The organism is Glycomyces sp. NPDC049804, assembly GCF_040674615.1.
Taxonomy (GTDB): Bacteria; Actinomycetota; Actinomycetes; order Mycobacteriales; family Micromonosporaceae; genus Glycomyces; species Glycomyces niveus.
Genome location: NZ_JBFAMQ010000007.1, coordinates 158,353 through 172,443 on the forward strand (window position 1 = coordinate 158,353; position 14,091 = coordinate 172,443).

The 14,091-nt window shown below is 71.3% G+C and carries 11 protein-coding genes; 4 read left to right on the forward strand and 7 right to left on the reverse strand.

Annotated elements, in window-relative coordinates:
* Positions 1-38 precede the first annotated feature (38 nt).
* The gene (locus AB0K52_RS13720) at positions 39-509 is read right to left on the reverse strand and encodes a DNA starvation/stationary phase protection protein (RefSeq protein ID WP_363530966.1); all 471 of its coding nucleotides are present in this window, start codon (positions 507-509) and stop codon (positions 39-41) included.
* A 301-nt stretch (positions 510-810) separates the two neighbouring features.
* Here AB0K52_RS13720 and AB0K52_RS13725 point away from each other — a divergent pair, with 301 nt between their 5' ends.
* The 3 genes from AB0K52_RS13725 to xylA are packed head-to-tail and all read left to right on the forward strand — an operon-like array spanning position 811 to position 5,690.
* The gene (locus AB0K52_RS13725) at positions 811-3,108 is read left to right on the forward strand and encodes a TIM-barrel domain-containing protein (protein ID WP_363530969.1); all 2,298 of its coding nucleotides are present in this window, start codon (positions 811-813) and stop codon (positions 3,106-3,108) included.
* Entirely contained in the window at positions 3,109-4,503 is a 1,395-nt protein-coding gene (xylB, locus tag AB0K52_RS13730; protein ID WP_363530972.1) for a xylulokinase, read from the forward strand.
* 14 nt (positions 4,504-4,517) lie between these two features.
* On the forward strand, positions 4,518-5,690 hold the full coding sequence (xylA, locus tag AB0K52_RS13735; RefSeq protein WP_363530975.1) for a xylose isomerase: 1,173 nt from the start codon (positions 4,518-4,520) through the stop codon (positions 5,688-5,690).
* A 193-nt stretch (positions 5,691-5,883) separates the two neighbouring features.
* Here xylA and AB0K52_RS13740 read toward each other — a convergent pair whose 3' ends face one another.
* The gene (locus tag AB0K52_RS13740) at positions 5,884-6,429 is read right to left on the reverse strand and encodes an N-acetyltransferase family protein (RefSeq protein WP_363530978.1); all 546 of its coding nucleotides are present in this window, start codon (positions 6,427-6,429) and stop codon (positions 5,884-5,886) included.
* A gap of 77 nt (positions 6,430-6,506) precedes the next feature.
* A complete protein-coding gene (locus AB0K52_RS13745) occupies positions 6,507-6,995 on the reverse strand; it encodes an Imm1 family immunity protein (RefSeq protein WP_208498286.1) in 489 nt (162 codons plus the stop codon).
* Between the two features lie 312 nt (positions 6,996-7,307).
* Between AB0K52_RS13745 and AB0K52_RS13750 the strand changes: the two genes are divergently transcribed.
* Positions 7,308-10,187 (forward strand): BTAD domain-containing putative transcriptional regulator, encoded by a 2,880-nt coding sequence (locus AB0K52_RS13750; RefSeq protein ID WP_363530982.1) that lies wholly within the window; start codon positions 7,308-7,310, stop codon positions 10,185-10,187.
* Between the two features lie 12 nt (positions 10,188-10,199).
* Here AB0K52_RS13750 and AB0K52_RS13755 read toward each other — a convergent pair whose 3' ends face one another.
* The 4 genes from AB0K52_RS13755 to AB0K52_RS13770 form a co-directional block, all read right to left on the reverse strand.
* Positions 10,200-11,030: an ABC transporter permease gene (locus tag AB0K52_RS13755; RefSeq protein WP_363530985.1), complete on the reverse strand. Its 831-nt coding sequence runs from the start codon at positions 11,028-11,030 to the stop codon at positions 10,200-10,202.
* Entirely contained in the window at positions 11,027-11,983 is a 957-nt protein-coding gene (locus tag AB0K52_RS13760; RefSeq protein WP_363530988.1) for an ATP-binding cassette domain-containing protein, read from the reverse strand. The genes AB0K52_RS13755 and AB0K52_RS13760 overlap by 4 nt, the downstream gene beginning before the upstream one ends.
* Before the next feature lie 178 nt (positions 11,984-12,161).
* Positions 12,162-13,097 carry a carbohydrate ABC transporter permease gene (locus tag AB0K52_RS13765; RefSeq protein WP_208498299.1) on the reverse strand — a complete coding sequence of 312 codons (936 nt, stop codon included), beginning with the start codon at positions 13,095-13,097 and terminating at the stop codon, positions 12,162-12,164.
* Positions 13,094-14,077: an ABC transporter permease subunit gene (locus tag AB0K52_RS13770; protein ID WP_363530991.1), complete on the reverse strand. Its 984-nt coding sequence runs from the start codon at positions 14,075-14,077 to the stop codon at positions 13,094-13,096. The genes AB0K52_RS13765 and AB0K52_RS13770 overlap by 4 nt, the downstream gene beginning before the upstream one ends.
* Positions 14,078-14,091: the final 14 nt, after the last annotated feature.

Genomic DNA, 14,091 nt, shown 5'->3' on the forward strand with positions numbered 1-14,091 from the left:
GACGCCTGCGGCGTCCCGGCCCGTGCCGCCGTCCGACTTCAGGCCAGCTCGGCCTGGAACATCCAGCTCTGCTTCTCGAGCTCGGCGGTGATGCCGATGAGGAGGTCCTGCGTGACCGGGTCGGCCGACTCGGTGACCTCGATGCGCTCGCGCATGTTCGCGATGATCGCCGTGTAGGCCTCGATGAACAGCGAGACTACCTCGGTGTCGCTGATCTGGCCGTCGTGGATCTTGGGGACCGAGGAGGTGTCGGCGACCGTGTGCGCCCGCCCGTCCGCGCTCACCCCGATCGCGATGGCCCGCTCGGCGACGAGGTCGGTGGCGTTGCGCGCCGACACGACGATCTCGTCGAGCTGGAGGTGGAGGGAGCGGAAGTTCTTGCCGTAGACGTTCCAGTGCGCCTGCTTGCCGACCAGGGACAGGTCGATGAGGTCGACGAGCGCGCCCTGCAGGGCCTTCGCGGTGGTGTCGCGGTTCTCGTCGGAAAGGCTGGAGCGGACGGTGGACATCTCGGTACCTCGCATCGGACTGGGCTGCGGAACGTCGTGCATGACCTTGTGCGCGCTCCCCCGTGAGCGCTGCGCGGCTTCGGGCGGCCGCACGCCCCAGGGTAGCTTTCCCGCGCCCGCCGCGCTGGCGACTCGGCGGACCGGGAGCGCGAGCGTGAGCACCGATCGGAAACGAAGGATGCCGTCGGGAATCTCGTCGCCCCCGGTCGCTATTTGTTCGGATAGTCGATAAACTAATGAAGTCGTGCCGACCCACCCCGGCCCGAGCGCCGTACCAACCCTCAACAGGCAGGAGCCTCGAATGCCTTACCGCCCGCCGCTGGTCGCCCGCGAGTTCTTCGTCGCCGACCCCCCGGAGCTTCCCCAGCGCGCCAACGGTGAGCAGGGGCTGTCGGCCGTCACGAGCGCGGAGGTCGCCGAGACCGGCCCCGCCTCGGTGCTCCTGAAGGCCGTCACGAGCGCGGGGGAGGAGCTCTACGTGGAGCTCGCCGCCGTCGCCGAGGGCGTCGTGCGCGCCCGCCTCGCGGCCGACCCGTCCGCCCGCCCCGCCGTCGAGAAGATCATCGAACTGGTCCACGCGGGCGCCTACGCCGACGCGAAGGTCTCGGTCGAGGGCGACACGGTCGTCGTCGACGCCGGACCGGTGCGCGCCGTCGCCACCCTCGGCGCCTGGTCACTCAAGTACACCGACGCGGCGGGCAGGACGCTCGTCGCTCAGAACCCGGGCGAGACCGACATCTCGGGCCGCCTGCGCACCCTCCCCTTCGGCCGGTCCCTCGTCGACGGGGAGCCGGTCGCGTTCCACGAGTCCTTCACGGCCGCACCCGACGAGGCCTTCGCCGGCTTCGGCGAGCGCTTCGCGCCGCTGAACGCGCGCGGCCAGCGCCCGCTGATGTGGAACTTCGACGCGTTCGGCTCCGAGTCGATCCGCATGTACAAGAACGCCCCGATCTACGTCTCGGACCGCGGTTACGGCATCGTCGTCAACTCCGGCGCGCCGGTCGAGTTCGACGTGGCCCAGCAGACCCACGCGGCCGTCGAGATCCTCGTGCCCGACGACGCCCTCGAGTACTTCGTGCTCGGCGGCACCCCGGTCGAGGTCCTGGACCGGTTCGACGGCCTCACCTCCCGCCCCTCGCTCCCCCCGAAGTGGGCCTTCGGCACCTGGATCTCCTCGGGCTTCTTCGTGGACTCCGAGGAGCGGGTCATGGAGCGGGCCAAGAAGATCCGCGAGCGCGGCATCCCGTGCGACGTGCTGCACCTGGACACGTTCTGGCAGCACGAGCCGCACTGGTCGGACATGCAGTGGGACCGCGAGAACTTCCCCGAGCCCGAGCGGATGCTCGCCGACCTCGCCGAGCAGGGCTTCAAGGTCTGCCTCTGGATGAACTCGTACATCTCCGCGAAGTCCCCGGTCTTCGCCGAGGGCGACGAGCGCGGCTACTTCCTCAAGACCGCCGAGGGCGAGACCTACGTGGCGGACGTCTGGCACGGCTCGCACCAGGCCAGCGGCATCGTCGACTTCACCAACCCCGACGCCGTCGAGTGGTGGAAGGAGCTGCTGCGCGGTCCGCTGCAGGCCGGCGCGGCCCTGTACAAGACCGACTTCGCCGAAGGCGTCCCGGCGGACGCGGTGGCGCACAACGGCATGACGGGCACCGAGCTGCACAACGTGTACACCCTGCTCTACAACGACGCGGTGGTGGAGGTGACCCGCGAGGTCAACGGCCACGAGCTGGTGTGGGCCCGCTCGTCGTTCCTCGGCGGGCAGCGCCACTCCGCGCAGTGGTCGGGCGACGTGCAGACCACGTGGGCGGGCCTGGGCGGCACCATCCGCGGCGGCCTCTCGCACGGCCTGTCGGGCATCCCGTTCTGGTCGCATGACACCGGCGGCTTCAACGGCACGCCCACCGACGACCTGTACATCCGCTGGGCCCAGTTCGGCGCGCTCTCGCCGCTGCTGCGCTACCACGGCACGACCACCCGCGAGCTGTGGGAGTTCTCCGAGGAGGCCGAGCGCCTCGCGGTGGAGTCGCTGAAGCTGCGCTACTCGCTGATGCCGTACATCTACTCGGCGGCGGTGCACGCCTCGCGCACCGGCGAGCCGGTGCTGCGCGCCCTCAACGTGGACGACCCGGCCGACCCGGTGTCGTGGAACGCCGACCAGGAGTACCGCCTCGGCAAGGACCTCCTCGTCGCGCCGGTCAACGACCCGTCGGGCGAGCGCAAGGTCTACCTGCCCGAGGGCCGGTGGATCGACTTCTGGACCAAGGAGGTCCTCGAGGGCGGGCGCTACATCGACACCAAGCACGGCCTGGAGACCTTCCCGGTGTTCGTGCGCTACGGCGCGGTCCTGCCGCGCGTCGAGGCCGGCCTGCAGATCGGCGACGGCGCGTTCGAGGGCATCACGCTCGAAGTGTGGGGCGCGCCCGACCGCGGCATCGTGATCAGCGACGTCGACGGCGACACCGCGGTCGAGATTGAAACAGTTTCAGAAACTGTTGTGACCCTGGTGTCGACAGGCCCGGCGGATATCGCTAATGTGAGCGTCGTAGACGTTGCGGGCAAGCCCGCGAAAGTGGAGCTGGAGCGTAAGTAGATGACCCTGGTGGCCGGAGTCGACTCGTCGACGCAGTCGACGAAAGTGTTGTTGGTCGAAGCCGAAACGGGCGAGATCGTCGACTCCGGTCGCGCCTCCCACCCGGACGGGACCGAGTGCCCGCCCGAAGCGTGGTGGGAGGCCCTCCAGGAGGCCGGCAAAGGCCTCCTGGACAGGGCCGAGGCCGTGGCCGTCGCCGGGCAGCAGCACGGCATGGTCGCGCTCGACGCGGACGACGAGGTCGTGCGCCCCGCCCTGCTGTGGAACGACACCCGCTCGGCCCCCCAGGCCGAGCGGCTGACCGCCGACCACGGCGGTCCCGAGGCCTGGGCCGCCGACACCGGCCTGGTCCTCGCCGCGTCCTTCACCGCCACGAAGCTCGCCTGGCTCGCCGAGCACGAGCCCGAGAACGCGGCGAAAACTGTTTCAGTGATGCTCCCGCACGACTGGCTCACCATGAAGCTCCGCGGGGTCACCGCCGCCGAGGCGACCACCGACCGCTCGGACGCCTCCGGCACCGGCTACTGGTCGCCGCGCACCGGCGGCTACGTCGCCGAGCGCCTGGTCCAGGCCTTCGGCCGGGAACTGCGCCTGCCGCGCGTGGCCGGCCCGAACGAGGTCGTCGGCCGCACGCCCACGGGCGCTGCCGTGGCGCCCGGCACCGGCGACAACGCCGGCGCCGCGCTCGGCCTGGGCCTCGGCCCCGGTGACGTCGTCGTCTCGCTCGGCACCTCGGGCACCGTCTTCGGCGTCTCCGACGTCCCCGCCGCCGACGCCTCCGGGCTCGTGGCCGGGTTCGCCGACGCCACCGGCCGGTTCCTGCCGCTCGTCTGCACCCTCAACGCCGCCCGCGTCCTCGACACGTTCCGGACCCTCCTCGGCGTCGACCACGCCGAATTCGACCGGCTCGCGCTCGCGGCCGCCCCCGGCGCCGGAGGCCTCACCCTCCTGCCGTACCTCGACGGCGAGCGGACCCCCAAGCGTCCCGACGCGACCGGGGTCATCGCCGGGCTCACGACCGGCGCGACGCGCGAAGACCTCGCCCGCGCCGCGGTCGAAGGCATGCTCTCGGCCCAGGCCGACGGGCTCGCCGCCATGGCCGCCCAAGGGCTCGAAGCGAAGCGCGTGCTCCTCATCGGCGGCGCGTCCGCCTCCGAGGCCGTGCGCCAGATCGCCCCGAGCGTCTTCGGCGTCGACGTCGAAGTGCCCCCCTCGGCCGAATACGTGGCCCTCGGGGCGGCCAAACAAGCGGCTTGGGCCCTCACCGGCTCGCAAAACCCGCCACAGTGGAAGACAGGCGACACCGCGCGGATCACCGGCATCGCCGCCGTCAACGTGTCAGCGCAGTACGCGACCCTCCGGGACGAGACCTCGTCCTGGGCCGCACATCACTAAGAAAAGGACAGATCATGACCGACAAGTACGCACCGGTGCCCGAGGACAAGTTCTCCTTCGGCATCTGGACGGTCGGCTGGGCGGCCCAGGACGTCTTCGGCTCGGCCACCCGCGCCCCGATGAGCGCCGACCGCGCCGTGCGCAAGCTCGCCGAGATCGGCGCCTACGGCGTCAACTTCCACGACAACGACGTGTTCGACTTCGACGCCTCCGAAGCCGAGCGCGACGCCAAGGTCGGCGCGTTCCGCAAGGCCCTCGACGAGACCGGCCTCAAGGTCACCACCGCCACCACCAACCTGTTCGGCCACCCGATCTTCAAAGACGGCGGCTTCACCCACAACGACCGCGACGTGCGCCGCTTCGCCATCTCGAAGGTCATGCGCAACATCGACCTCGCCGCCGAGCTCGGCGCCGAGATCTACGTCGCCTGGGGCGGCCGCGAAGGCGCCGAGTCCGGCGGCGCCAAGGACATCCAGTCCGCGCTCGCCCGCATGAAGGAAGCCTTCGACACCCTCGGCGCGTACGTCACCGAGCAGGGCTACGACATCCGCTTCGCCATCGAGCCCAAGCCGAACGAGCCCCGCGGCAACATCCTCCTGCCGACCATCGGCCACGCCCTCGCGTTCATCAACGAGCTCGAGCAGCCCGAACTCGTCGGCCTCAACCCCGAGATCGGGCACGAGGAGATGGCCGGCCTCGACTACGCCGCCGGCATCCGCCAGGCCCTGTGGCACGGCAAGCTCTACCACATCGACCTCAACGGCCAGACCGGCCCGCGCTACGACCAGGACCTCCGCTTCGGCGCGGGCAACGTCGGCGGCGCCTTCTGGACCGTCGACGCCGTCGAAGAGGGCATCGCCAAGGGCCAGTACAACGGCCCCGTCCACTTCGACTTCAAGCCCCCGCGCACCGAGGACGACAACGGCGTGTGGGTCTCGGCCGCCGCCTGCATGCGCAACTACAAGATCCTGCAGGAGAAGGTCCGCGCCTTCCGCGCCGACCCCGAGGTCCAGCAGGCCCTCAAGGACGCCCGCGTCGACCAGCTCGCCGTCCCCACCCTCGGCGAGGGCGAGACCTGGGCCGACCTCAAGGACGTCAAGGTCGACGTCGACGGCCTCGCCGCCAAGGGCATGGCCTTCGAGCGCCTCGACCAGCTCGCCCTGGAGCACCTCTACGGCGTGCGCTAGACGCAAGGAAATGCGATCGGGCCCGGAGCTTCCGCTCCGGGCCCGATCGCTACCCCACACCCATCAATTGGATTCGACTCGCCTTGCGGCTCGTCACCCCTCAGGAGGTTTCTTTCCCCTGCCCTGAAGACTAGGGACCGCGGCTCTGCGTTCCACGCGAGAACCATTAGAGGTTCATTGGAACCTCAGCGGCTCACGCGACCGGGGCCGTCGGCGCGGGCGGGACCGCGAGCGCCCCGAGCGTCTTCTGCCAGATCCCCACGCCGATCCACGCGCCGTGCTTGAACCCCGCGTCGCGGATGCTGCCCACCAGCTCGAAGCCGAAACGCTCGTGCAGCGCCTCGCTGCCCGGGTTCGGCTGCGAGACCTGCGCCATGACACTGCGGAAGCCCTGCTCCTCCAGGCGCTTGAGCAGCTCGCCGTACAGCAGCGAGCCGATGCCCAGCCCCTGGTGCCCGGGGGAGACGTACACCGTCGACTCCGCCGTCCACGCGTACGCCTGCTTCGGCCGCCAGGCGCTCGCGTACGCCAGCCCCGCCACCGCCCCGCCGACCTCCGCGACGAGGTACGGGAAGCGGTCCGCGTTCGCCGCGAACTGCTCCGCCCACTCCCCGGGGCCGTAGGGCTCCGTCCGGAAGTTGCTCACCGACTCGGCGATGTAGTGGTTGAGGATCGCGCTCGCGGCGGGCGCGTCCCCGGCCTGCGCGAGGCGCACGGCCACGGCGTCACTGGTGCTCATGATCGGCAAGGTTAACCGCCGGCGGGAGCGGTGCCAGGCCACGTTCCCGCCAAGCGGTAGACCACCGCGGCGGACGTTCACCACACCGTGCTCGGCCGCCACATGCAGCCGGACGGGCGCAGACCTCCCGTCGCACGGAAGTCCTCCACCGCCCGCGCCAGCGTGCTCAACGCGATGTGCGCGTCCGGAGGGAATGTGCTCTCCGTGTCCATGTCCCGGTAGAGCCGCAAGTGGGGGGCCTGCGGTTCGTCCGAGTAGGTCACCCACGCGCCGGGACCGTAGTCCTCGCCGCCCGGGCCGTAGTACGCCAGCGCCCCGACCTCGGCCGCCTTGTCGGCGGTGATCTTCAGACCGTGGTCGGGCCGGCCGCCGGGCTCGTATCCGGGCCGGTCGCGCACGAGCGCGGTGGCGGTCTGGACCAGGTCGGCCGCGACGATCGTCGCGATGGCGGCGGCCACGCCGTCGGGGTCGTGGGCGAGGAGCACCCGGGTCCCGTTCTCGCGGGTCCGAAGGCGGAACTCGACGCAGTAGCCGGCGATGTGCGCGCCCGCGGGGCCAGGACTCATGGGGGGTTCTCCTTCCGGGGCGCGGGACTCGGCAGTGCGGGACTGGGAATCGTGGTGGTAATCGAGACTGATCGCCATGGCGGACACCGCACCTCACATGGGGTCGTACTGTTCCGGGGTTTTGTGAACGACAGTACGGGCGTGATCGGCCCGTGTGTTCGATTCAGTCGGGAACACGACAGAAATGCACGGATAAGGCCCTGATATGCCGTCACAACCTGTTCATGCAAGTAGCAGATTCCAATGGGGAGTCCCCGCCCGGCTCCCGAACCGGCTCTCCCGGCACCGCCCCCGCCCGGCAAGATAGACCGCGTGCGAGTGGAACTCCTGGGGCCGTTGCGACTCCTCGACGAGGACGGGAACGAGCTCACCGTCCCCGCCGGACGCCAGCGCGCGCTCCTCGCCCGCCTCGCACTCGCACCCGGCCCGGTCACCGCCGCCGCCCTCATCGACGCCGCCTGGCCCGACCACCCGCCCGCCAACGCCAACGCCGCCCTCCACACCCAGCTCTCCCGGCTCCGCGGACTCCTCGGGCCCCGCCTCGAGCACGGCCCCGGCGGCTACCGCCTCGACGCCGCCGAAACCGACGTCGACGCCTTCGAAACCCTCGCCGCGCGAACCGAAGCGGCCTCTAGAGAGGACGCCCCTGCCGCCGCCCGCGCCGCCGCCGAAGCCGCCCTCGCCCTCTGGCGCGGCCCCGCCCTGACCGACCTCGACGGCCACGCCTTCGCCGACGCCGCCCGCACCCGCCTCGCCATGCGCCGCGACGCCGTCGCCGCCCTCCACCTCGACGCCCGCCTCCGCCTCGAAGGCGCCGGCGCCGTCCTCGCCGACCTCGCCGCCCGCCACGGCGCCGACCCCCTCAACGAACCCGACGCCGCCCGCTACATGCTCGCGCTGGCTGCCGCCGGTCGCCGCGCCGAGGCCCTGGCCGTGTTCGACGCCGTGCGCGGCAAGCTCGCCGACGAACTCGGCGTGGACCCCTCCCGGGCGCTGCGCGACGCCCACCTCGACGTGCTGCGCGGCACCGAACCGCAAGCGCCGCAACAGCGATCGCACCGCCTGCCCGAACCGCTGACCGCGTGCATCGGCCGCGAGCCGGAGATCGCGGCCGTGACCGGGCTCCTGGGCGCGAACCGCCTCGTGACCCTCACCGGCCCGGGCGGGACCGGGAAGACGCGGCTCGCGGTCGAGACCGCGCACCGGCTGGCCGCCGAGGGCCGCGACGTGCGGCTCGTCGAGCTCGCGCCGGTCGCCGACCCGCAGCGGCTGCCCGAGGTCGTCGGCGACGCGATCGGCCTGGGCGAGTCGATCCTCGCCCGCCGCAGCGAGGACCCGCGGACCCGCCTCACCGAAGCCCTGTGGGGCCGCGAACTCCTTCTCGCAGTCGACAACTGCGAGCACCTCATCGAGGACGCCGCGGACTTGCTGGCGCACCTGCTCGGCCGCGTGCCGGGCCTGCGGGTGCTCGCCACGAGCCGCGAAGCGCTCGGCATCACCGGCGAGGCCGTGCTCGGGGTCGGCCCGCTGCCGCTCCCCGCAGGCGTCGCGTCCGTGGCGGACCTGCGCTCGCACGCGGCCGCGGCGCTGTTCGAGGAGCGGGCGAGGCAGAGCGATCCCGCGTTCGCCGTCGACGAGGCGAACGCGGACCTGGTGCTCCAGGTCTGCGCCGCGTTGGACGGCCTGCCGCTCGCGATCGAGCTCGCGGCGGCCCGCCTCAAGTCCATGAGCCTGCAGGATCTCGCCGCGCGCCTCGGCGACCGGTTCGGCCTGCTCGGGCGCGGCCCGCGCACGGCCGAGCCGCGCCAGCGGACGCTCCGCGCGGTCGTCGACTGGAGCTGGGACCTCCTCGACCCGGCCGAGCGCTCGGTCCTGGCGCGGATGTCGGTCTTCAGCGGCAGCGCCGACCTCGCCGCCGCGTGCGAGGTGTGCTCGGCGACGGCCGACGAGATCACCGGCCTGGTCGAGAAGTCGCTGGTGCAGCGCCTGCCCGGCGGCCGGTACCGGCTGCTGGAGACCGTGCGCGAGTACGCCGCCGCGCGGCTCGCCGAGGCCGGAGAGACCGCCGAGCGGTTCGAACGGCACGCCGAGCACTACACGGCCGTCGCCGAGGAGGCCGAGCCGCATCTGATGCGCGCCGAGCAGGTGGCGTGGCTGGACCGGCTCGGCACCGACCACGCGAACCTCTTCGCCGCGATCCGCCGCATGGTCGCCGCCGGGAATGCCCGCGCCGCCTACCGGGCGATCGCGCCGCTCTCCTGGTACTGGTGGATGCGCGGCTACCGCGACGAGGGCATGGAGCTGGCCCGGCAGGTGCGCGCGATGCCGCTCGGCCCCGATGACGACGTGGACCCGCTGCACCGCGCGAAGGTCGCCATGGCGGGCAGCTGGGGCCTGTGGTCCGGGCGGCTCGACCCGGCCGCGATCGACGCCGAGTTCGCCGCGGCGCAGCGCATCAGCGAGGAGCACGACCTCTACGAGGTCGAGCCGCTGCTGCGGATGATCCCGATGATCCGGACGATGATCGCCGGCGACTCGGACCGGCTCGGCGAGATCATCGAGCGGGCCGGCACCAGCGGCGGCTCCTGGGTGCGGGGGATCGGCCTGCTGTTCACCTCCGAGCTCTCGTACCAGGAGGGCCGTCCGGAGGACGCGGCAGCGGAGCTGGCCGAGTCGAACGCGATCTTCGCGGCGCTCGGCGAGCGCTTCGGGCTCATCCTCTCCTGGCAGGGACTCGCGAACGACCTCATGGCCGCCGGGGACTACCAGGGCGCGCGGACCCTGCTGCTGCGGGCGATCGCGGCCGAGGCGGAGTTCGGAGCTGACCTCGCGGACTCGGTGATCGCCGAGCACCTGTGGCGCATCGACGCCGAGCACGGCGACGACCCCGCGGCGATGCTGGAGCGGATGCGCGCCTACCGGGAGCGGGCCGAGCGGATCGGCAACCTGGAGAACGCCCTCGCCGCCCGGAACGCGGCGGCCATCTGCCTGCGCCGCATGGGAAGGCTCGACGAGGCGCTGCGCGAGCTGCTGGACGCCGAGACCGACCTGCCGCAGTACCGCAGCTTCTCCGAGGTCACAATGCAGCTCTACCGCCAGCTCGCGGCCCTCGCACGCGAGAAGGGCGACCCGGACCTGGAGGCCCGGGCCGCCGCGATGCTCGAGCAGAGCACCTGGCCGTTCAGTTCCTGATGCTCCCGGTGCTCAGTCGCTGAGCCTGCGCCGGTAGGCCCGCAGCGACAGCGGCACGAACACCGCGACGAGCGCGGCGCACCAGCCGAGGAGCGCGAGCACTTCGTCGCCCGGGTCGCCGCCGTCGAGGAACACCCTCATGGAGTCCGCGAGCGCGGTGAGCGGGTTGATCTCGGCCCACCACTGGACCGCGCCGGGGAGCGTGTCGATCTCCACGAAGATCGTCGACGTGTAGGCGAGCGGCATGAGCAGGCTGATCATCCACGTCTGGATCTGCTCCTCGCTCTTGGCGGTGAGGCCCACGAGCGCCATCGACCACGAGGCGGCGAACAGGAACAGCAGCAGCACCCCGGCGGCCGCGGCCGTGCCGAGGACGCCGCCCTCGGCGCGGTAGCCGATCGCGAACGCGACCCCGCCGACGACGAGCAGCGCCCACGCGTACTTGACCATGTCGGCCGCGACCCGACCGGCCAGCAGCGCGAACCGCGACACGGGCATGGCGGTGAGCCGGTCGAACACGCCCTCCTTGATGTCGCCGTACAGGCCCAGACCCGTTGCGGTGACGGCGAAGAACAGGCCCATGGCGATGATGGTCGGGCCCGCGTACTGCAGGAAGTCCTGCCAGGAGCCCATCATCTGGCCGCCCATGAAGAAGGTGATGGAGAGCAGGATCATCAGCGGGATCATGAAGAAGTCGACGAGCTGCGCGGGCGCGTGCCGGATCGAGGCGAGCGAGCGGGCCGCCATCGTGGCGGACTGCGCGAGCGTCCCGCGCTTGGAGGTCCACGTCGTCTCGGGGCGTGCCGCCGCGGTGCGCGGTGTCTCGGTTGCCATGGCGCTCATGCCGCCGGCTCCTTCTCGGTCGTGTTCGTGCGGTGTCCGGTGAGTTGCAGGAAGACCTCGTCGAGGGTCGGCTCGTGGAGCCCGAACCCGGCCAGGTCGACCCCGGCCTGGCCGACGCGGGCCATGACGGCCTGCGCCTCGCCCGCGTGGCCGACCGGGACCGTCACGACCCCGTCCTCGAAGCGGGCCTGCGCGCCCGCGGCCCATTCGGCGAGCTGGACGATCTGCTCGGCCGCGTCCGGCCGGGCGGGGGTCAGCCGCAGCACTTGCCCGCCGACGGCCTGCTTGAGCTGCGAGGACGTGCCCGAGGCGATGACGCGGCCGGTGTCGATGACCGCGATCGAGTCGGCGAGCTGGTCAGCCTCCTCGAGGTACTGGGTGGTGAGCAGGACCGTGGTCCCGGCCGCCACGAGGTCGCGCACGACCTCCCACAACCCGTTGCGGCTCTGGGGATCGAGTCCGGTCGTCGGCTCGTCGAGGAACAGCACCTCGGGCCGGCGCACGATCGAGGCGGCGAGGTCGAGGCGGCGCCGCATCCCGCCCGAGTACTCGCCCACGGCGCGGGCGGCGGCGTGCGCGAGGTCGAACCGCTCGATCAGCTCGTGCGCGCGGGTCTTCGCCTGGCGGCGGGACGCGCCGAGCAGCCGCGCCACGAGCACGAGGTTCTGCTCCCCGGAGAGGTTCGGGTCGAGCCCGGCGTACTGGCCGGTGAGCCCGATCCGCTCGCGTACTTCGGCGGCCCGTTCGACGACGTCGAGGCCGAGCACGCGGGCCGTCCCGGCGTCGGGCTTGGTGAGGGTGGACATGACGCGCACGGCGGTGGTCTTCCCGGCCCCGTTCGGGCCGAGCACGCCGAGCACGGTGCCGGGGGGCGCGGCGAGGTCCACGCCGCTGAGGGCGTGGACCTCGCCGAAGGACTTCTTCAGCCCTCGGACTTCGATGGCGTATCGCATGAGGTGCGCCTTTCCTGGTCGGCTTCCTGTGCCCCCAGCGTGCGCGCCCCGCCTTTCACTCCGGTCCCACTGCGCTTTCACTCACGCCGCGTACGTGAAAGGGCCGCCTCCGCGAGTGCGGAGGCGGCCCTTCTCACCGGGGGAGGTGATCAGCCGGTCACGGCGAAGCCCGCGAGCCTTAGCCCTTGATCGCGCCGGTGATGACGGCCTTCGTGAAGTGCTTCTGGATGAACGGGTACATGATGACGATCGGGACGATCGTGCAGACGACCACGGCCATCTTCAGCGCCGAGTCCGGCGCCTGCGTCTGGTACTGCGAGACGTCGGCGGCCGCGCCCGGCAGGCCCTGGGTCGACATGAGCATGCGCTGCAGCACGACCTGGATCGGCTGGGTCTCCAGGCCCGGGATGTACAGCACGGCCGAGAAGTAGATGTTCCAGTAGCCCACCGCGTAGAACAGCGCGATGACCGCGAGGATCGCCTTCGACATGGGCAGCACGATCTTGAACAGGGTCCGGAACTCGCCCGCGCCGTCCATGCGGGCGGCGTCGATGAGCTCGGTCGGCACGGAGTTCATGAAGAACGAGCGCAGCACGATCAGGTTGAAGGCGTTGAGCGCCATCGGCAGCACCAGCGAGAGGTAGCTGTCGAACATGCCCAGTTTCTGCACCACGAGGAAGCTCGGGTACAGGCCCGGCGCGAACAGGAAGGTGAAGAGCACGAGCATGAGCAGCGGCCGGTGCAGGAGCGAGCCGGGCCGCGAGAGCCCGTACGCCGCGCCGATGGTCAGGACCATCGACAGCGCGGTGCCGCCCGCGGTGAGGCCGATCGTGAGGATCAGCGACCGCGTGAGCGCGCCGCCGTCGAAGATCTCCTGGTAGGCCTGCAGGCTCAGGTCGGTCGGGATGAGCAGCAGGTTGCCGCCGGCGCGGGCGAGGGCTTCCTCGCTGGCGAAGCTGGTCGCCACGACCGCCCAGATCGGCAGGACGATGGCCGCCGCGTAGCAGATGAGGAACAGGGCCTTGACGGCCTTGCCGACGAAGGACGGCTCCTCGTCCCAGACCGGGCGCGCGTTCTTCTTGGCGGGCTTGAGCTTGATGTCGGTGGCGGTCATGACTTCTGGTAGATCCCTTGCTCTCCGAGGCGGTGCGCGACGTTGTTGGCGATGAGGACCAGGACCAGCCCGATCACGCCCTTGAACAGGCCCGCCGCGGTGCCGAAGGAGGGCCCTTCGGTGCCGATGACGCTGCGGTAGTAGACGAAGGTGTCGAGCACCTCGGTGGTCTGGTAGCCGACGGCGTTGCGCTGCAGCTGGTACTGCTCGAAGCCGACGTTGAGGATGCCACCGATGTGGAGGATCAGCAGCAGCACGATCACCGGCCGGATGCCCGGCAGCGTGATGTGCCACATGCGCCGCCACCGGCTCGCGCCGTCGACTGCGGCCGCTTCGTAGAGGCTCGGGTTGATCGAGGCCAGGGCCGCGAGGAAGATGATCATGCCCCAGCCCGCGTCCTTCCACGCCCACTGCAGCCAGGCGAGGAACAGGAACGAGTCCGGATCGGACATGAAGGTCAGGCGTTCGCCGCCGAAGCCGAGGATCCAGTTGGAGACCAGGCCGTCGGAGCCGAGGGTCTGCACGAAGACGGTCACGACCAGGACCCAGGAGAAGAAGTAGGGCAGGTACACGACCGACTGGAAGGCGCTGCGGATCTTCGTGGAGATGACCGAGTGCATGACGAGCGCCAGCACGATGGAGAGCGGGAACAGGAACAGCAGGTTCGCGAAGGCGTACTTCAGGGTGTTGAGCAGGGCGGGCATGAAGTACGGGTTGGCGAACAGCCGCTCGAACCACGCGAAGCCCACGAACGGGTTCTCCCAGAACGGCCGGTGGGGGCTGTAGTCCATGAACGCGATGATGTTCCAGGCCGAGGGCCAGTAGAAGAACACCGCGAGCTGCGCCAGCGCCGGGAGGGTCAGGAGCAGCAGGGGCCAGTCGTGCCGGAGCCGCTGGGCCGCGGTCCGCTTGCTTTTCGCGCGGGGGCGGGCCTGCCCGCGGCTCGGGGCCGGGGGCGCTGAGGTCTGGAGAGCTGCCATCGCTTGTGTGAAAT